Below are 18,656 nucleotides of genomic sequence, written 5' to 3'. Positions count from 1 at the left end.
AATGCTTTTTTGATATCAATCGGTAAAAAGGAGAATCCGCTGATGGAATTAAGACAAATTCAGTATTTTATCGAAGTGGCACATAGAGAGCATATGACAGAAGCAGCAGAAGCCCTGCACGTTGCCCAATCGGCCGTCAGTCGGCAGATTGTCAACCTTGAAGCAGAGCTTGGGGTTGATTTATTTATTCGGGAAGGGCGGAACATCCGGCTGACCCACGTTGGAAAAATGTTTTTAGAAAAGATGGAGACCGCAATGGACTTGATCTACGAAGCAAAACGGGAGATTGAAGAACAGTTGGATCCCGAACGGGGAACTGTACGAATCGGTTTTCCCAGCAGCTTAGCGGCATCATTGCTTCCAACGGTCATCTCAGCTTTTCGCAAAGAGCACCCGACAGTCAATATTCAGCTTCATCAGGATTCTTACCGCCATTTGGTGGAACGTGTCGTAATAGGTGATATTGATATGGCCCTGCTTGGACCGGTCCCTAAAAATGATGCAAGGGTAATGAGTGAGATTTTATTTGTGGAAAACCTCGTAGCCCTGCTTTACGCAAAACATCCGCTAGCTTACAAAAAATCTCTGCAGCTTGATGAGCTGCGGAATGATCCATTCATATTATCTCCTAAAGGATATATATTGCAAAATATCGTTGAGAATGCCTGCCGACAACATGGATTTGATCCGCAGGTCTCTTTTGAGGGAAAAGACATTGATGCCATCAAAGGCCTTGTTGCTGCAGGTTTGGGCGTTACTTTACTCCCGGAAATCACACTTGTAGATAGCCTACCGCGTACAACAGTAAAGATCCCGCTTGCTGAACAGAATGTCACACGGACGGTAGGAATGATCATCCCCAAAAACCGGAAGCTGATGCCGACGGAACTCCTATTTCACAAATTCCTAAAAGACTTTTTCCATACTCTACGCGGCTACCAGTAGAATTCCAGATAGTAAATATTGAAACATTTCCACATCTATCTTACGATGGATTGTTGTTATATTATGATAGAATATGAATATAACGAAATTAACGGATGGGGGAAAGCCGCATGAAATTTGTCTATGAAGGTAAAACAAAAACCGTATTTGAATTGGAAGATGGAAACTATTTATTAAAATTCAAAGATGATGTCACTGGAGAAGACGGAATATTTGATCCTGGTGCCAACACGGTCGGCTTGACAATTGAGGGGGCAGGCAAGACGGGGCTCCGCCTTACTAAATTTTTCTTTGAGCTTTTAGAGAAGAAAGGAATTCCTACCCATTTCGTTAATGCCAATATAGAAGAAACGACAATGACGGTGAAGCCGGCGCAAATGTTCGGCAATGGTTTAGAAGTGATTTGCCGTTACCGTGCAGTGGGAAGCTTCTTGCGCAGATATGGAATGTATGCAGAAGAAGGCCAGGAACTGGATGGATTCGTTGAAGTTACATTGAAGGATGATGCCCGCCAAGATCCGCCGATCAGCGAAGATGCTTTAGCTATGCTTGGAATTTTAAGCCATGACGAATATAAAAGGCTGAAGGAATTGACAAGGGAAATCGGAGCAGTTGTTAAAGCCGAACTTCAGAAAAAGGGAATCGACCTATACGATATAAAGCTGGAATTCGGAAGAGCGGGTGACAATAAAGAAATTACCTTGATCGATGAAATCTCAGGAGGGAACATGAGAGCATACAAAAATGGAGATTACATCGAACCATTGAAACTTGGGGAATTAATTCTCAGCGAATAAATACCCATTCCCGTGAAAGCCGGAAAGAAGTAGCCCGAAGGGAGTTACTTATATGAGGATTGTTTCGTTGTGTCCGAGTAATACGGAAGTCATCGGTTATTTGGAGAAGGAAAGCCTGCTCGTCGCGGTAGACGATTATTCCAACTGGCCGGAAAGTATAAATGAGCTGCCAAGAATAGGACCAGACCTTACGATTAACATGGATAAAGTGGAGGATTTGCAGCCTGATCTTGTTATTGCCTCTCTCAGTGTCCCGGGGATGGAGAAAAACATTTATGAACTCAGCAGACGGGACATCCCTCACATTGTTCTTAATCCTAATTCCTTGGAGGAAATTGCCCGTGATATTGAAACGGTCGGGAAAGCAATCGGTTTTTCTGAATTGGGAAAAGAGAGGGCTGCCCATTTCAGGGAAGAAATCCGCCAAAGTCGAATTTCTTCCAAAGAGAGGAAAGAACATTTTACGATCTATTGGGAGTGGTGGCCGAAACCCGTTTTCACACCGGGAGGGCCCAATTGGCTGACAGAAATCAGTGAACTTGCGGGAGGCCGGAATATTTTTGAATCTGAGCCGAAGGCAAACGTTCAAACAGATTGGGATGAAGTAGCCAAAAGGAACCCGGACCATATATGCATGGTCTGGGTAGGCATTGAAAAAGAAAAGGTCAAGCCAGAATTGCTGAAAAAACGGCCTGGCTGGGAAAAGCTCAAAGCTGTTCAAAACAATCGGGTGCATGTACTCGGCGATTCCCTGTACTGCAGGCCATCGCCGAGGTTGTTATTGGGCTTGGATAAACTCATTGATACATTGTCGGGTCAATCTCCTTTGCGGTAGAATTCTTTGCTGCTGAATGGGGGTTGACCCATTTTAATAAACAAGAGGGGCAACGGTCATCCCTTCGGTTATATGCAGAGCAGTATACGGATATTCGGACGGAAAAAATGATGTCTCCGAAAAAATGTGTCGGGTCCGATTCCTATGTTTAATGCGGACATATTCAGGTTTATAAACAAATCTCCGGTTCCCGACATGAATGAGCTGATACCGGAATAAACAATATAATGGGTGGCAAATCACAGTGTTGTGATTATCAACAAAGCGGATATCTTCCGATTTTTTAACAGGTTTGCGAGGTAAAATGAATGATTTCCACAGCATTATCTGCCTCGATGGAAGGCAATGTGAAAAGTATGAATAAAAACAGACAATAAAACGAGGACAGTCCCCCGGTAGGCCCGCCATTTGTAAGATAATCCCGATGAAAGTACCGAGAAGAACCCCGAATACATTAGCTGCACTAAGCTCATAGAAGAGTCCCATTGGTTTACTGGTTACAAAAAGGGATGTCCCCTCTGTAAGTACGGAGCGTCAACTGCAAATGGGACGGCGTAGGTTGTAATCAGTTATTCGACTTCCGATTCTTTTGTATGAAAAACTCCAACAAATCAGGAATAATCAACTCAGCCATAGCCACTATAAACGTCCCCAAGATAAAAATAAATGGTAAGCTTTTTTCATTTCATATAACCACTTTCCATATTCCAGTCATGTAAATACATAGACAATAATGGCATTTGAAAAGTACAATATCAATAATGGATGGGAATATTAAGCTTTGCGGCTCACATATTCAGCGCTGCAGCAGAAAGGAACCAGACATAAGCCATGAAATATGATGCGCAGATGACAAGAAAAAAAAGAATACTTATCGTAATATGCTTAATATTCGCTGTCACATTGTTTATTCCTACACCTTTTTATTTATTTCAGCCCGGTTCTGTTGAGGAATTGAGTTCAAAGGTAACGGTTGAAGAGGGGGAGAAGGCTGAGCAAGGGCATCTATATTTGACAACTGTTCTGTCCGTGAAGGCCAGCAATATCTATTATTTGGCTTACGGATTGCTTGCACCACATACTGATATTCAGAGGTCACACGTTGTGAAAGGTGATATGTCTGACAAGGAGTATAATCGCTGGCTGGCCTATTTGATGAAATCATCCCAAGAAAATGCCATTACCGCCGGGTTAAAGGCGGCAGGCGAAGAGGTACAGGTAATTCCCAATGGGATGATTGTAAGGAATATAAGCGAAAATTCAAGGGCAAAAGGAATAATCGAAGCGGGCGATATCATATTGAAGGTTGACGGGAGAAAGATTAAAGTAACCGAGGATTTGCTCAGCTATTTTAAAGAAAAAAAGCCAGGAGAAGAAGTAAGTGTTGTTTTTACCCGAGATGGGGAAAAGAAAGAGGAGCAGGTGGAGCTTGTTCTGCTGCCAGGGAAAAATTCACAGCCTGGTATAGGGATCGGCCTTGAGGAATACGTAGAAGTGAAGACTGGCCGGAAAGTCAATGTTCAGGCAGGAGATATTGGAGGACCGTCAGCCGGTCTGATGTTCTCTCTTGAAATATACAGGCAGGTGACAGGGGAGGATATCACCAAAGGATATGAGGTAGCCGGAACTGGTACAATTGACAAGGCCGGAAATGTTGGTCAAATTGGCGGTATAGCTGAGAAGATTGCAGCTGTTGATAAAGCTGGAATGGACATATTCTTTTGTCCGATGGATGTTCTTCCGAGCGATACAAATGAAAAAGAAGTAAAAGCTGAAACTGAAAAGTATGGATATGACGTTAAAATAGTACCGGTTAAAACATTGGATGAAGCTATAGATTATTTAGACAGGCTTCCTCCGAAGTCATAGGAGGTAATCAACATGTTAAAAAGAATAAGCACACTGTTTTTAGCAGGGATTCTGAGTATTGGGCTTATTTTTTTCGGGCAGGGACAAGCATCCGCCGAAAATGATGATGTGATTAATGAAAAGCTGGGAGTCCCGATTGTGGTATACGGTGAAACCCTTACAGCTCAACAGAAAGACGAAGTCAGAAAGCTTCTCAAAGTGGATAATCCGCAAAATGTCGATGAAATTACAGTCACTGCGAAGGATTTGGCCCGCTTAATCAATGGGAATCCAAATTCCAGAATGTTTTCATCGGCAAAAATTACATTAAAAGAGAAGGGGAATGGACTGGTTGTTACGATTGTCACCCCTGAAAACATTACTGAGGTCACAACTGAGATGTATGCCAATGCCCTTTTGACAGCGGGAGTGGAAAATGCGAATGTGGAGGTAGCGTCACCTGTAAAAGTGACAGGCCATTCCGCATTGGTCGGAATTTATAAAGCTTATGAGAGCAAAGGGGAAGTCCTTGATAAAGACCGTATGGAGGTTGCAAATGAAGAGCTGGAATTGGCAACAGAATTGGCGGATAAAGAAGGCTTGAGCGATGAAAAGGTAACGGAGCTGTTAACCGAGATTAAAAAAATGATCGCGGAACAAAATCCTGCTACTAGAGAAGAGGTCGAAAAAATCGTTCAGGAACAGTTGGACAAAATGAGTATTGAACTTAGTGAACAGGACCGCCAGCTGCTGATTGATCTGTTTGATAAAATGCGCTCTTTGGACATTGATTTTAACCATGTGAAGCAGCAACTTGAAGATATTTCAAAAGATATAAAAGGGAAGCTGGAAAAGGTTGTTGGAGATGAAGGGTTCTGGGACAGTGTTGCGAATTTTTTCCAAAACCTGTTTGATTCCATTCGCAATTTGTTTAAATAACAATTTTTTACAGAGGAGAGTGGATGCCAGTGAAGACGAATATCTTATTTTCCGGGAACAAACTAATTCACAAAACTGCTATCACGGAATATATGGAAAATGGTAATGGCGACTTCATTCCTGTGTGGGTTGACGGGAAATTTTATACGGTGATCAGGCCGTTTAAAAAAAAGAAAATGACATATGAGGAGATACGCCATTTGGCAGGGGGGATTGCAAGGCATTTAAGCTCCCAAAAAGTGGATGTAGCCTTTTTAAGTATCGATGAATTGTCGAGGGGTATTCCCTCTTTGGAAAAAGGAGAAACTGTCCGAGCATTTGTGGAAGGATGGCACCTTGGTTCCTATCAATTTTTTACATATAAATCTGAGAAAACACCATTCCAGACAAAGCTGGAATTGGAAGATTGCGAGAATGTAGGACCATTCATCCTTGATGGGAGAATAAGGGCGGAAGCCGTATCGTTTTCAAGGGATCTCATGAATGAAGTGCCGAATGTCTTAAATCCTGAAACGTTTCCGGAAGTCCTTCAGGAGGCATTTGAGAATGAAAAGGTTGAAGTGCACATTTTCCGAAAAAAGCAACTGGAAAAAATGGAGATGCACGGGTTATTGGCCGTGAACCGAGGGAGCAAATACGATCCGGCTTTTGTCGAATTGACTTATCGGGGGGATGAGAGCAAGCCTCTAATTGCCCTTGTTGGAAAAGGCGTTACATTTGACACGGGCGGTATCAGCCTGAAACGTGGACGGGATATAAGTGATATGAGGATGGACATGGGCGGAGCGGCAGCCGTTGCAGGAGCAATGAAACTATTGGCCTTGTCCGGGGCAAAAGTGAATGTAACAGCCCTCATACCAATGGTGGAAAATATGCCAGGCAATTCGTCCCTCCTGCCTTCCGAAGTTATCCGTTATAAAAATGGATTGACTGTACAAGTCGGCAATACTGATGCGGAAGGGCGGCTAATTTTAGCAGATGGGATAATCAGGGCAGGGGATATGGGAGCGGAGTACATCGTCGATATAGCAACGTTAACAGGAGCGGTAGCCAATGCACTTGGATCAAAAATAGCCGGTGTATTTGGAAGTGAAGAGCTCTCTGTTCAATTGAAACGTATTGGTGAAAGAAACGGCGACCGGGTTTGGCCTCTACCGTTAGTTGATGAATATGACCGCTATTTGGATAGTGATTATGCAGATTTGTGCAATATCAGCTCAAAAGGTGAAGCCGGTGCGATTACCGCTGCACTTTTCCTGCGCCGTTTTGTACCTGAGGGGGCAAACTGGCTGCATGTGGATATGGCCGGTGTCATGGAAAGCAGTAATGCAACAAGTTATTATCCAAAGTCGGCGACAGGCTTCGGAGCACGTCTGCTGGCTGACTTTTCAGTAGAAATCTCAAGCTAAAAACAAAAAACTCCTGGGATCCAGGAGTTTTTCTTGATTTTTACACGTAGAAAATCAATATGATGATAAAGTAAAGAACCATTGCAATCAAGCCTACTGGAACACCGAAACGTGCCCATTCTCGGCTTGTAATATTTAATTTGCCCGCTGCAATAATGTTCGGGATGTTTCCAGGAATAAGCATTCCACCGCTGATAAGCAGCCCGAGTAAAATAGAGATGAGAGTCGTATCACTCATTTGTGGACTGATTTCAGCCGCAGCCAATGTCGCATTATCCAATATAGCAGAAATCATGTTGATCCAGTATAGGATTTGCGGGCTGAGCCCAAGCAGATATCTTTCAATAAATGGTTCAAAACCTGCCCCGAGCAATGTGAGACCCATGACGAATAAATAAACTTTAAAGGCACGAATCAGGATTTCGGGATAGCTTTCCGCTTCAAGGCTGGCTGAGAGCCTCTCTTCGCTTCTGGCAGGATTGACAATGACTGCTGCAAGAATACCAAATAAAGTAACTGCCGGTATGACGTCCGGACCGATTAGCTCAAGTAAATAAAAGAAATCTTCATTCAACTTGCTCACAGCAATCGTTGACAGAGGTTCGCCAATAGGAGTTAAAGCTGCCCCAAGTCCGATTGAGAAGCATGCCAAAATGACAAGGCGGATTTCTGATTGCCGCTGAAGTCGCAATACGCTTACAATCACAACTAATACGATTGCTGCGATAATTGCAGTAATAACACTGGAGATCAAACCGAGAACGATTACAACTAAAGCTATAAACAAACGTGATGGGATAGCGCGGCTCATTCCGAGAATACCTTTTTCAATGGATGCTTGGAACCACTTGAACAAAAGACCGGCAATAAGAACAGCCAGCGTGATATGTATCGGGTCCACCAACGCCTTTGTAAAAAGCTCCCCGTTCAACACATGACTGACCCAAGCAGCCAAGATACCCATTACAAATAAAAAGGCTTCCAAATTCTTTTCTACAATACCTACAGTAAACGGCAAGAATAAGACAAGAATTAATATAATAGTTAAACCTAGAATCATAACCCCATATCCTTTTCTGTATGATTTCGATATTATCTATTATATATGAAAGGGTATTAATAAGGAAGTAGTACAATTTTACATGAAGACTTTAAAGAGTAGTCGCAAGTAGGGGAAATAAAAAAGCGGAAGGCTAGGGCCTCCGCTTTACTATTAGTCTTTCATCCAGACAACTCCGTCTATATTATTGTATTCCACCTACAATCTTCTCGTAATCAACCGGTTTAGGAGCTACCCTGGCTCTTTCGAGTGCAGGTGTATCCGGGCGTGCAACATGATAAACCGCTGCCCCCACGATTTCTGCAGTTTCTTGCAGTTTTTCTTTGCTAATCTTATCAAGAGAGTCTTCTGGCGTATGATACCAAGGCTCTACAGGATTGTGGATAAACAATGCTGATGGAATGCCTGCCTCATAGAACGGAACGTGGTCGCTTCGACCTTCCTGTCCATAGGTTAAAGGAGTGCCGGTCCTCACTCCAGCAGCGGCTGACAAGTCTGTAACTGTATTTTTCTCTCCATCAACTGTAAACATGACGAGTTCTCCTGCATCTCTGCTTCCAACCATATCCATTTGCCACATTCCGACAATCCGATCGCGCTCATTCTGTGAGAGGGAATCTACATACTCATAAGAGCCGATCAGTCCAAGTTCTTCAGCACCGAAGGTGACGAAGCGGATTTCCGTGTCGGTCGGCATATTGGCTATTACGCGTGCCAATTCCAGGGAGGCTGCTACCCCGGAGGCGTCATCGTTTGCACCTGGTGCTCCATCAACAGAGTCATGATGAGCTCCGACAACAATGATTTGATCCGTTGCTTTTTTCTTTTGTGTCGGCTTTTTGACAGCGATTACATTGTGGGATGTTTCTTCAACGATTCGGCCATCGGTAACGCTGACTGTTGCAGAAATAGTTTGGCCTTCAGACAATACAGTTTTAAGTTTTTCTCCGTCATCCTGCGAAAGAGCTACGGCCGGAACGTAGTCATCGTTTGCCTCGCCCAGCGTTCCGTTTATCACTCCTGGTGCATTATTGAAAATGATTACCGCGGAGGCTCCTGCTTTGGCAGCGTTCAGAACTTTCTCAGTAAAGGAAATTTCACCTCTTTGAATTAAGGCGATTTTTCCGGACAGATCCATGCCTTCTACGTCTGAAACTGTACCAAGTCCTGCATATACCAAGTCTGCTGTCACTACCCCATTAGGTGTATATGTAAAGCTGTTAGATGACAAAGTCTCTCCACCTGCTGTGACAGATACCTTTGGAGCATAATAGTTTTCGAACTTGAACGGCTGGATTTCTGTTTCATAACCATAAGAATTGAACTTCTCTTCAATATACTCGACGGCCTCCCACTCCGCTTCCGTCCCGGCCACGCGGGGCTCAGCGGCAAGATGGGCAATATGATTATACATGTTGTCGGCTTTGATTTTTTTGATAATTTTATTATCAAAAGCTTTTTGTGCCTGAGCTGGAGGGGCGGGCGCATCCTTGGCGTAAGCAGCAGGGACTCCGACCGCTAGACTGGCGGCAATCAATAGAGCTGCGAATGGTTTTCTTCTTATTACCACTATGAATCAGACCTCCTAAGAATAATTAATATATTACTATATTAATTGTAGCAACTATTCAAATGATTCTGGAAGTGGAGATAGTCCTATTATGAAGGTGGGTCTTTTGTTGCGAATAGGAGGGGAATGAATGAAAAATGAAAGTCATATACTATATGACATTTTGAAAAGAGGAGCTGTACCCATTGCGAAAAACAATCTTTGTTGATATTGCCTCGATACATAATAAATGCAAAGGGCTATCTTATACAAATAAGATAGTCCTTGTGGGGATTTTCAGTGGATTGGCAGCTGTTTTCCAATCTGCGGGTGCATTATTTCCTGGGGTAGGGTATATCATCAGTCCGCTGGCAACTGCTCCAATTATCTTTTGTTCCATATTTTCGATACGACTCGGCTTCCTTTCTTATGTACTAACCATTCTTATCCTACTATTCTCGCACCCAAGTGAACTGATCATATTTCCTTTTACCACTGGGTTACTAGGCCTTGCAATTGGGGTTGGCTTCTTGATTTGTGGTACATACCTTACTCTCAATATCATGGGCTGTTCAGCGTTGTCTTTAGGAATACTGACGGTCCTATATGGATTAAAATTCCCTTTGCTTGGACCGCTGGCTTCGACAACACCCAAACTGTCAACAGTTGTTGGCATCGTCATTTTTTCAGCCCTGTATAGCTGGATTTGGATACTTGCAGGCAAGATTATGTTAAAAAGGATGATTAGAATTATCGGATAGTCATTTTTCAAATTACTCAGTGTTTGGATCAAGAGGTCCTTTTGTTGGAGGATAAGGTGAAAAATCGGCAAGTTATACCACTAGATCGAGTGGGCTTTCTAAGCTCTTGTTTTCGGTTTTGATACGGTAATAACTATCATATTGATACAAGAGGTACGATGTACAATTGCGGAAGACTCGTTTCTCCCGAATGTTCCAGGGTCGTTGTTTCTGAGGGCTGCAATGAAAGTTTCCATTGACGGATCCAAAGCAGTAATTCCACAAAGACCATAACTGGGAGAGTAAGAAGATTGGTTTCGAACATTTCGGGAGGCTGCATAGGGTGTCGTTAAATAAAAATCCAGCCGGGCACTTTTCTCCTTTAAAAAAACAGGGTTGAGAAGTAATAATAATTGGACAAGCCTTCAGGGATGCTTTCCTTTTAGATCATGGCAAGGATGATCTCACCAGGACTATCCGCTTATTTTTTCTTCCCATGGTCAAGCGGTATATCGATCAAAACAAGTTCCGATGTTGAAATCTCAGACTGGAGCATTTTTTCAAAATCTGTCAGAGTCTTTGGCCTAAATCCTTTGATGCCGAAACTTTCGGCGAGCATTAGAAAGTCCGGGTTTTCAAAAAATACACCAAAACTTTTTCCGAATTTTTTGTTCATCATTTGCTGTTCAAGTTTTAATACCTGATCGTTCAATACAATAATAATCAAGGGAAGGCCAAGCCTTTTTGCTGTCTCCAGCTCGGAATATGTCATCAATGCACCACCGTCTCCGGTAATGCAAATAACAGGGGCATTTGGTCGGGAGAGCCTGGCGCCAATCGCCCCAGGAATTGCAATGCCCATGGAAGCAAGCCCGTTTGAAATGATCAGGTTCCCTGGCTTTTTGGGCTGGTATGTCCGCGCAATTGATATTTTGTGTGCTCCTACATCTGAGATTACAATGGTATTGTCACATGACAACTTTTCAACTATGTGCAGTACATTCTCTATCGTCAAAGACATTTGCTCTGTAGTGCGGTATTCTAATGCGATTTGATAAGACTGCTGCATTTTCTGTTTCAGATTGCCGGAAGGGATCCAACTTTTTGGGGGGACATCAAAACTATTAAGTATTTCCAACGACTGTTTAATGTGCCCAACGACCGTTGCCGCAGTAGGGTAATATTCATCCGGCTCTTCCGGCTGCGAATCGATATGCAAGACGGGAATTCGCTTGCGATTCCATTCTTTTGGGGGTCTTTCCACTTTGTCAAACCCTATGGAAATCAATAAATCAGCTTCATCAATTCCTGATAAGATTAGATCATTTTCATTGAATCCGAACGTAAAATAATTATTGGGAGCATCTTTTGGAATCACTCCTTTTGCCATAAAGGAGTGAGTGGTCGGAGCCTGAAGTTTGGAAATAAAGTTGAGCAATTCTTCACAAGCATCCTGTTTTATCACCTTTTGACCAATGATTACGAACGGTTTTTCACTTTGATTTAGACAGGAGATGGCAGTCTGGACAGCTTGATGTGAAGGAAGAACTGACTGCTCACTAGTGATTGGCAAAGGCCTTGGTGGTACCGGTTCCAGTGCGAGGTTTTCAGGCAATTCAAGATATACGGACCCGGGCTTTTCCTCATTCGCGGTTTTGAATGCCTTCCTAATCATTTCGGGTATTGCAGAAGCCTCTTTGATTTGTGCAGACCATTTAGTCACGGGGGTCATGACAGCGACCATCTCAATATACTGATGAGATTGCTTATGCTGTCTGTTCAATCCAGCCTGGCCTGTAATGGCTACTAAAGGTGAACCATCGAGTTGAGCTGTTGCCACTCCTGTTAACAAGTTTGCAGCTCCGGGACCCAATGTAGCCGTGCACACTCCTGGCTTTTTGGCAAGGGTTCCATAAACACTTGCCATAAACGCTGCCCCCTGTTCCTGTCGGACCGGAATAAATTGAATTTGTTTTGACTGGGAAATCGATTCAATCAGGTCAAGGTTCTCTTTCCCTACAAATCCAAAGACATACTCCACACCTTCGTTTTCCAAACATTTTACCAGTACATCGGTCGCTTTCATGATGGTCCCCCATTGAAAAAAGTTAGATTACCAGTTAGGTTTGGTCAACGGTAGTAAAAATATGAATACAATCCCTCTATTTATTAAATAAATGAAATAGCATTCGATCTTTATCATCAAAGAATTGTTTCATGAGAGTGAAATGTTCTGTGTTTTCCAGTGTTGTTTCTCTTACTCCTTTCTTGGTGAACTCATATAAAAGAGCGTCGGGATAAGCCATGATGATAGGGGAATGTGTCGCAATAATGAACTGGGAGGACGTTTGAGCAAGCTCATGGATCCTGGACAGCATTGAAAATTGTCTTAAAGGAGAGAGGGCTGCCTCGGGCTCGTCCATAATATAAAGGCCTTTTCCCTTAAAACGGTTTGTGAAGGCGGCAAAAAATGACTCTCCATGTGATTGTTCGTGTAGAGAAACCCCTCCAAACTGATCAATGATACGCGGGCCGCCCGATTCACTGTCCAGTTGCTCAATATTTGTGGCTACATTATAAAAAGTCTCTGCCCGAAGAAAAAACCCGTCTTTTGGCCTTTGAACACCTTTTATCAGGCGAAGATACTGTTCCAATTCCGAATGTGAGTCATGGGTTGAAAAATTGAAGTTGAAAGAACCACCTTCGGGATTGAATCCAGCTGAGATGGCGATCGCTTCTAATAAGGTTGATTTCCCCATTCCATTTTCACCGACAAAGTACGTTATCTGTGGGTGTAACGGGAGTTCCGAAAGAGATTCGACTGCTGGAAGGCAAAAGGGATATTCTTTTTTTAATGGGATTTGGTCACGCAATAATTCGACTCTTTTAATATATTGGTTAGAGTCATTCAACCTCATTTTTATCCACTCCAAAATAAGATGTTTCTTTCATCTTACCTTATAAAGAACAAAGATTTGATAAAGAAATACCTTAATAATATTTCCCCGGCAATAATCGACAACGCTATATGTATTTCCTCGGGAATAATCGACATCATCAATATTTCAATAGGGGTGATGAAATTGAAAATACAAAAGGTAAGGGCACTGAAGCTAAATGATACAGTCGGATTAATGGCACCCGCAGGGCCTGTAAGCCAAGAAAAATTGCAAAAGGCAATTTGGGCATTGGAAGAGTGGGGGGTACAAGTCGAAGTTGGGAAAACATGCCGGATGGAATATAGGGGCTATTTGGCAGGACCGCCCCGAAAGAGGGCAGAGGAATTGAACAACATGTTTTCAAATAAGGAAATTTCGGCGATTTTTTGTTTGCGGGGAGGGTATGGCTCGCCGCAGATTTTGCCGTTTCTCGATCGGGAAATGATTAAGAACAATCCGAAACTGTTCATTGGTTACAGCGATATCACTGCCTTGAATATTTTTCTTCTACAGCACTGCGGAATTCCAGCAGTCCACGGTCCAATGCCCGCTTCTGATCTGGTTGATGCTGATCCATTCACAAAATGGGACCTTTACCAGTTATTGAAAGGTCATACTCCATTGGGGAAAGTGAGTAATCCTTCTGAAGAAAGAATGGAGGGAATAGTTCCTGGAAGGGCATGCGGGATCTTGACAGGGGGTAACTTGAGTCTCATCTCCGCTTTGATGGGAACACCTTTTGAAATAGACACAAAGGGAAAAATCTTGTTCCTGGAAGATATAAATGAGGAGCCGTACAAGTTGGACAGAATGATGACCCAACTGGAGCTAGGAGGAAAGTTTTCAGAAGCGGAAGGGATTATCCTCGGTACTTGGACAGGATGTCAATCTGTTTCAAATTTAGACATAAAAGTTTTATTCAAGGAGATGCTTCAACCGTTCGGAAAGCCTGTGCTTTTCAATGTAAGGTCAGGACATTGCATTCCGATGGTATCCCTGCCTTTTGGGGCATTCATAGAAATAGATGCCGATACGGAGGAATTGGTGATCAAAGAGGGGATCATACAATAAGCTGAGTCCTTGCCATACTATATTAATCCATTATAAGATAATGGTTAATTCGTAATTTTCACTAATATCTTAATAAGTTAGGAGCAGGCGCTATCAATGACGACAACAAACTTGGTGATTTTGCAGACAAGTGATATCCATGGAAACATCTTTCCAATCAATTATGGAACGAATACCTATAATGATGTTGGATTGGGTAAAATTTCGACCCTTGTAAAAAAAGAACGTGAAAGTAATCCCAATGTCCTTTTAATTGATAACGGCGATCTGATCCAGGGAACGCCGCTGACTTACCACTATGTCCGTTCGGATGAAAATAGAGAACTGCCAAACCCTATGGTAGCTGTATTAAACGAGATGAAGTATGACGCCGGAGTGTTTGGAAACCATGAATTCAATTACGGTATGAAGAACTTGGAAGCTGCTGTAAACCAGGCAAACTATCCTTGGCTGTCAGCCAATATTTTAAATGCGGCTGATCAAACTCCTTATTTTGGTAAACCTTACACGGTAAAAAAGTTTTCTGATGATTTGAAAGTTGCTGTATTGGGATTAACAACTCCCTACATACCATATTGGGAAAGACCGGAAAATATTGAGGGGATACACTTTGATGACCCTGTGAAAACTGCCCGAAAATGGGTGCCTTTATTAAAAGAAGAAGAACAGGCCGATATCGTTGTTGTGTCATACCATGGCGGCTTTGAAAGGGATTTGGATACAGGTGAGCCAATTGAAAAAATCACAAGGGAAAATCAAGGTTATCGCCTATGCATGGAAGTGCCGGGGATTGATGTGCTTTTAACTGGCCACCAACACCGGCAAATATATGGAACAGAACTGAACGGAGTGATTGTGCTTCAACCGGGCAGTTCAGGAGCTTTTCTTGGAAAGGTAGTATTGGAGCTTGAAAATATTGAAGGGAAATGGATGACAATCAGTAAACGTTCCAAACTTTTATCAGTAAAAGGGGTGCCGGAGGATCAGGCTCTGCTTGATAAAGTTCAAATATACGAAAGAAGTACCCAGGCATGGCTGGACCAGCCGATCGGCAAAATAGAAGGGAATATGCTGGTGGAGGATCCCCTGAAAATCAGATTGAAAGACAATGCGCTGATCGAATTTATTAACAAGGTACAAATGGAAGCTGCTGGAGTGGATATTTCAACTACAGCTCTTTTTGACAATGAATCTCCGGGGTTTCCTGCAAATGTGACGATGCGCGATGTTGTTTCAAACTACATATATCCGAACACCCTGAAGGTAGTCCGGATCTCGGGTAAAGACATAAGAGATGCACTAGAGCGTTCCGCTTCTTATTTCATGCAATATAACGGAAACGAAATAGAAGTGAACCCCGCATTTACCACGCCCAAGCCCCAGCACTATAATTATGACATGTGGGAAGGAATCGATTATATACTCAATATTTCCAAGCCGGAAGGGAAAAGGGTCATCAAACTCGAGTATAAGGGTGCTCCCGTACTGCCTGACCATACATATGAGGTTGTCATGAGCAATTATCGGGCGGGAGGCGGCGGGCAATATTTCATGTACCAGGGAAGGCCCGTTATTAAAGAAATTCAAATAGATATGTCCGAGTTGATCGCCAATTATTTTATTAGGAAGAAAACGGTGAAAGCCACTGTAAATTATAATTGGAAAGTCATTTATGATTAATATTAATGTAAGAAGCATTGATCAAGCCTCCGATCAGCAAGACGGCGGCTGTTAAATAGAACCAGATCATAAGTACGATTATGCTCCCGAGCTGTCCATACAGTTGTGAATAGTTGATATAAGACACGTAATACGAAAAGCCGATAGATGCACACTGCCAGCCGACAGTTGAAAAAACTGCTCCCCGCAAAACGGATGAAAAAGGGATATTTCCACTTGGCACGAATTTATAAATGAGCATAAAGAAAAAAAATAAATAGATCGTGCCGATCCCCCATTTGATTAAGAACCAAGATTCATAAAAAATGAAAGGCATATCAAGGCGGGAGGATAAGAAAACCCGCCCAATTTCTTCTCCGATGGGTACGAGAAGTGAGATAGTCAAAGTGACCATCAGGATGGCTGTTAAAAATAAATCTTTGCCCAGAGCCAAGAAAAACCCTTCTTTTCTAACAATACCGTACGCATCATTCATTGCCCTTACAAGAGACTGGACAGCCATGGAGGATATCCAAAAGGAGGCGATCAAGCTGAATGAGGCGAGCCTTGTACTTTGTCTATCAAAAATAAGGATGACATTGTTTTCGATAAGCGCGTAGCTTCCTTTGGGAGCGAACTGCTCGATGGCAGACAACACATCTGTAGAATAAATCGGTAAAAAACTTAGAATGGAAAGGACAAAGATAAGAAATGGAAAAATGGATAGCATGAAAAAATAGGCCATTTGGGCAGATTGATCATGGAACCGGTCTACAAAAAAACGTTTGGAAATATCCAAAATGAACCTCATTTCCACCCTCCCCTGGTTTGAGCCTGTTTCAATATACATTATTCCCTTACCACCCAATTTATTTTCTCTGCATTTTATTTTCCGCCATGAGGGTAAATTAGCACTAAGTGAACTTTCAGAGACGGTACTTTTCTTCCGGTCCTGCTGTAACGATGATGTTGGCTATTGGTTTTTTTGCAAGTGAAAAGTCGTTTGACGACTTCACCTGCAAGGCCTGTATCGGTAAGGTCTTCGCTTTTTTAATCGCCAAATTCAAACAGGCTTATTTTGGGGGGCTTATCTGTTCAATTGTCCCGCTTCATTTCAGGCCAATCTTATCTGATGGCCTAAAGGAAAAGGGTACAGGCAGTAAGCTTTTGAAGAAGATCCGCTTTGTTACCTGCTATCGCCTTTAAGAAATGGTCAGCTCTTGAGCGTTTCTAATCTTCAGCTCTTTGGGTATTCTTATCTACAATAATTGCTTTCAACTGATTCATCTTCTTTCATAACATCCGTTTTTCATGTAAAATTGGTGCGTTGCTGTTATCGTAATAAAGATTTTTTAAATAGATGGGGTAGATAAGAATGGAATTTCATGTGTTGGCTCAAAAACGGACAATGGCTCAAAAACTATTTCTCATTGCCGGAATTGTATTCATAGCCTTTAATTTACGCCCTGCCATCACTTCAATCGGACCGCTTGTAAGTTTTATCCGGAATGATACAGGCCTTTCCAATGGAATGGCGGGTTTCTTGACCACCCTCCCGTTGGTTGCCTTTGCTATATTGTCGCCTTTTGCTCCGAAAATCGGACAGAAGATCGGAAATGAATTGACGATCCTGTTGGGAGTCGCTCTTATTGGTGTCGGTATCGTCATCCGTTCCATGGGAAGCATTTTCCTCCTATTCGCTGGTACGGCTGTAGCGGGAATAGGGATAGCTGTAGGTAATGTATTGTTGCCCGGCGTTGTTAAGATGAAATTTCCCAATAAAGCCACGTTAATGACTGCGGTATATTCAACATCACTTGGTATATCGGCGGCCATCGCGTCCGGTATCAGCATTCCCCTGGTTGAAAAATTTGGATGGGGATGGGAAGACTCCCTTTTGATTTGGGCTTGTTTGGCCTTGGCTGCATTTCTTATTTGGATTCCGCAGATCAGAAAGCCCAAAGTGACTGAGGGAAGAGTGAAGATTATCAAATATGGCAACTCTCTTCTCAAGTCCAAGCTTGCATGGCAAGTTGCATTTTTCATGGGTTTTCAGTCGCTTATTTTTTACTGCCTGATTACTTGGCTGCCGGAAATATTATATAGTCATGGATTTACCCGAATTTTATCCGGTTGGATGCTTTCGGTTGTACAGTTTGCCGGCCTCCCGGCTTCCTTCATTATTCCTGTCGTTGCGGGAAAAATGAACAACCAAAGAGGACTCGTCCTGGGGCTGGGGGCTGTCTATCTGATTTCTTTTATAGGGTTGCTGTTTGGAGGAGGGCCCCTCATATTTTTATGGGTCGTTTTGATTGGGTTGGCTCAAGGTTCCGGCTTCAGCTTAGCCCTGACGTTTCTCGTACTCAGGGCCAAAGATGTCATGGATGCTTCCCGTTTATCCGGAATGGCCCAATCGTTAGGCTACTCCCTTGCTGCCATCGGCCCCGCTTTGATCGGCTACGAATATGATCATACTCATTCTTGGTTCCTGCCGATCCTGACCCTATTGATAATCGTAATTTTTTTGGTTGCTGCAGGTATGGGGGCAGGAAGAAACAAGTATGTATTGGAAGATTAATCTTTTTTTAAAAAGGAGTTTTTTTAATGAACAGGTCAGAAATTGAATACAAGATTGCAGATTTAAAAGCGGATTATGTTCGGCTTCAGCATGATTTGGAAAAACTTGAATACGTAAAAGGGATATTGCATCCACTTGAGAAACAGTTGATGGAAATAGAGGAGGAACTCAAAGTTTTAAACAGAATGCTTGATGAAGTCAGCGAATGACGCACCGTAATCGGACTGCCCGGTTTTTTAAATATTTAAGTACCATCCCTTCACCCAAAGCATAGGCTGAAGAAAGAG

General features: G+C 42.8%; 17 protein-coding genes. 11 read left to right on the top strand and 6 right to left on the bottom strand.

Going from position 1 to position 18,656, the window contains the following annotated elements:
• The first annotated feature begins 42 nt into the window (after nt 1-42).
• The 6 genes from gltC to C509_RS0113865 all read left to right on the top strand — a co-directional run bounded on the left by gltC (nt 43) and on the right by C509_RS0113865 (nt 6,773).
• The gene (gene gltC / locus C509_RS0113895) at nt 43-945 is read left to right on the top strand and encodes a glutamate biosynthesis transcriptional regulator GltC (RefSeq protein WP_018707528.1); all 903 of its coding nucleotides are present in this window, start codon (nt 43-45) and stop codon (nt 943-945) included.
• A 110-nt stretch (nt 946-1,055) separates the two neighbouring features.
• A complete protein-coding gene (locus tag C509_RS0113890) occupies nt 1,056-1,742 on the top strand; it encodes a phosphoribosylaminoimidazolesuccinocarboxamide synthase (protein ID WP_018707527.1) in 687 nt (228 codons plus the stop codon).
• Nucleotides 1,743-1,794: 52 nt separating this feature from the next.
• Complete coding sequence (locus C509_RS0113885) at nt 1,795-2,577, top strand: cobalamin-binding protein (protein WP_018707526.1); 783 nt, start codon at nt 1,795-1,797, stop codon at nt 2,575-2,577.
• Between the two features lie 849 nt (nt 2,578-3,426).
• Nucleotides 3,427-4,446 carry a SepM family pheromone-processing serine protease gene (locus C509_RS0113875; RefSeq protein WP_245542482.1) on the top strand — a complete coding sequence of 340 codons (1,020 nt, stop codon included), beginning with the start codon at nt 3,427-3,429 and terminating at the stop codon, nt 4,444-4,446.
• 12 nt (nt 4,447-4,458) lie between these two features.
• On the top strand, nt 4,459-5,364 hold the full coding sequence (locus C509_RS0113870) for a DUF1002 domain-containing protein (protein WP_018707523.1): 906 nt from the start codon (nt 4,459-4,461) through the stop codon (nt 5,362-5,364).
• 23 nt (nt 5,365-5,387) lie between these two features.
• Complete coding sequence (locus C509_RS0113865) at nt 5,388-6,773, top strand: leucyl aminopeptidase family protein (RefSeq protein ID WP_018707522.1); 1,386 nt, start codon at nt 5,388-5,390, stop codon at nt 6,771-6,773.
• A 40-nt stretch (nt 6,774-6,813) separates the two neighbouring features.
• On the opposite strand, the gene C509_RS0113860 is transcribed toward C509_RS0113865, so the two are convergent.
• Both C509_RS0113860 and C509_RS0113855 read right to left on the bottom strand, forming a co-directional pair.
• Nucleotides 6,814-7,833 carry a DUF1646 family protein gene (locus tag C509_RS0113860; protein ID WP_018707521.1) on the bottom strand — a complete coding sequence of 340 codons (1,020 nt, stop codon included), beginning with the start codon at nt 7,831-7,833 and terminating at the stop codon, nt 6,814-6,816.
• Nucleotides 7,834-8,017: 184 nt separating this feature from the next.
• Nucleotides 8,018-9,403, bottom strand: a complete 1,386-nt coding sequence (locus C509_RS0113855) for a M28 family peptidase (RefSeq protein WP_018707520.1) — start codon at nt 9,401-9,403, stop codon at nt 8,018-8,020.
• Between the two features lie 185 nt (nt 9,404-9,588).
• Between C509_RS0113855 and C509_RS0113850 the strand changes: the two genes are divergently transcribed.
• Nucleotides 9,589-10,143 carry a hypothetical protein gene (locus tag C509_RS0113850; protein ID WP_018707519.1) on the top strand — a complete coding sequence of 185 codons (555 nt, stop codon included), beginning with the start codon at nt 9,589-9,591 and terminating at the stop codon, nt 10,141-10,143.
• Nucleotides 10,144-10,603: 460 nt separating this feature from the next.
• On the opposite strand, the gene C509_RS0113845 is transcribed toward C509_RS0113850, so the two are convergent.
• A complete protein-coding gene (locus tag C509_RS0113845) occupies nt 10,604-12,208 on the bottom strand; it encodes an acetolactate synthase large subunit (protein WP_018707518.1) in 1,605 nt (534 codons plus the stop codon).
• A 76-nt stretch (nt 12,209-12,284) separates the two neighbouring features.
• Entirely contained in the window at nt 12,285-13,040 is a 756-nt protein-coding gene (locus tag C509_RS0113840; RefSeq protein WP_018707517.1) for an AAA family ATPase, read from the bottom strand.
• A 165-nt stretch (nt 13,041-13,205) separates the two neighbouring features.
• Here C509_RS0113840 and C509_RS0113835 point away from each other — a divergent pair, with 165 nt between their 5' ends.
• Both C509_RS0113835 and C509_RS0113830 read left to right on the top strand, forming a co-directional pair.
• Complete coding sequence (locus C509_RS0113835) at nt 13,206-14,132, top strand: S66 peptidase family protein (protein ID WP_018707516.1); 927 nt, start codon at nt 13,206-13,208, stop codon at nt 14,130-14,132.
• 96 nt (nt 14,133-14,228) lie between these two features.
• Entirely contained in the window at nt 14,229-15,812 is a 1,584-nt protein-coding gene (locus C509_RS0113830) for a bifunctional metallophosphatase/5'-nucleotidase (protein ID WP_018707515.1), read from the top strand.
• On the opposite strand, the gene C509_RS0113825 is transcribed toward C509_RS0113830, so the two are convergent.
• Nucleotides 15,799-16,602 carry a YihY/virulence factor BrkB family protein gene (locus C509_RS0113825; RefSeq protein WP_033370132.1) on the bottom strand — a complete coding sequence of 268 codons (804 nt, stop codon included), beginning with the start codon at nt 16,600-16,602 and terminating at the stop codon, nt 15,799-15,801. The two genes, C509_RS0113830 and C509_RS0113825, sit on opposite strands and share 14 nt — an antisense overlap.
• 115 nt (nt 16,603-16,717) lie before the next feature.
• Entirely contained in the window at nt 16,718-16,858 is a 141-nt protein-coding gene (locus C509_RS26515) for a hypothetical protein (protein WP_169509214.1), read from the bottom strand.
• A 308-nt stretch (nt 16,859-17,166) separates the two neighbouring features.
• Here C509_RS26515 and C509_RS0113815 point away from each other — a divergent pair, with 308 nt between their 5' ends.
• Nucleotides 17,167-18,369 (top strand): CynX/NimT family MFS transporter, encoded by a 1,203-nt coding sequence (locus C509_RS0113815; protein ID WP_018707512.1) that lies wholly within the window; start codon nt 17,167-17,169, stop codon nt 18,367-18,369.
• 26 nt (nt 18,370-18,395) lie between these two features.
• Nucleotides 18,396-18,578 (top strand): SE1832 family protein, encoded by a 183-nt coding sequence (locus tag C509_RS0113810; RefSeq protein WP_018707511.1) that lies wholly within the window; start codon nt 18,396-18,398, stop codon nt 18,576-18,578.
• Nucleotides 18,579-18,656 lie beyond the last annotated feature (78 nt).

Source organism: Siminovitchia fordii DSM 16014 = CIP 108821 (genome assembly GCF_000374565.1).
Lineage (GTDB): Bacteria > Bacillota > Bacilli > Bacillales > Bacillaceae_C > Siminovitchia > Siminovitchia fordii.
The sequence above is the reverse complement of the archived record's forward strand: the minus strand, read 5'-3'. Positions and strand labels throughout refer to the sequence as shown.

Bases quoted from the DNA above. Each gene is read 5' to 3' on its own strand.
- C509_RS0113815 (WP_018707512.1), top strand. From the start codon at position 17,167: ATGGAATTTCATGTGTTGGCTCAAAAACGGACAATGGCTCAAAAACTA.
- C509_RS0113810 (WP_018707511.1), top strand. From the start codon at position 18,396: ATGAACAGGTCAGAAATTGAATACAAGATTGCAGATTTAAAAGCGGAT.
- C509_RS0113860 (WP_018707521.1), bottom strand. From the start codon at position 7,833: ATGATTCTAGGTTTAACTATTATATTAATTCTTGTCTTATTCTTGCCG.
- C509_RS0113825 (WP_033370132.1), bottom strand. From the start codon at position 16,602: ATGAGGTTCATTTTGGATATTTCCAAACGTTTTTTTGTAGACCGGTTC.
- C509_RS0113865 (WP_018707522.1), top strand. From the start codon at position 5,388: ATGCCAGTGAAGACGAATATCTTATTTTCCGGGAACAAACTAATTCAC.
- C509_RS0113875 (WP_245542482.1), top strand. From the start codon at position 3,427: ATGACAAGAAAAAAAAGAATACTTATCGTAATATGCTTAATATTCGCT.
- C509_RS0113845 (WP_018707518.1), bottom strand. From the start codon at position 12,208: ATGAAAGCGACCGATGTACTGGTAAAATGTTTGGAAAACGAAGGTGTG.
- C509_RS0113830 (WP_018707515.1), top strand. From the start codon at position 14,229: ATGACGACAACAAACTTGGTGATTTTGCAGACAAGTGATATCCATGGA.
- C509_RS0113890 (WP_018707527.1), top strand. From the start codon at position 1,056: ATGAAATTTGTCTATGAAGGTAAAACAAAAACCGTATTTGAATTGGAA.
- C509_RS0113870 (WP_018707523.1), top strand. From the start codon at position 4,459: ATGTTAAAAAGAATAAGCACACTGTTTTTAGCAGGGATTCTGAGTATT.
- gltC (WP_018707528.1), top strand. From the start codon at position 43: ATGGAATTAAGACAAATTCAGTATTTTATCGAAGTGGCACATAGAGAG.
- C509_RS0113885 (WP_018707526.1), top strand. From the start codon at position 1,795: ATGAGGATTGTTTCGTTGTGTCCGAGTAATACGGAAGTCATCGGTTAT.
- C509_RS0113840 (WP_018707517.1), bottom strand. From the start codon at position 13,040: ATGAGGTTGAATGACTCTAACCAATATATTAAAAGAGTCGAATTATTG.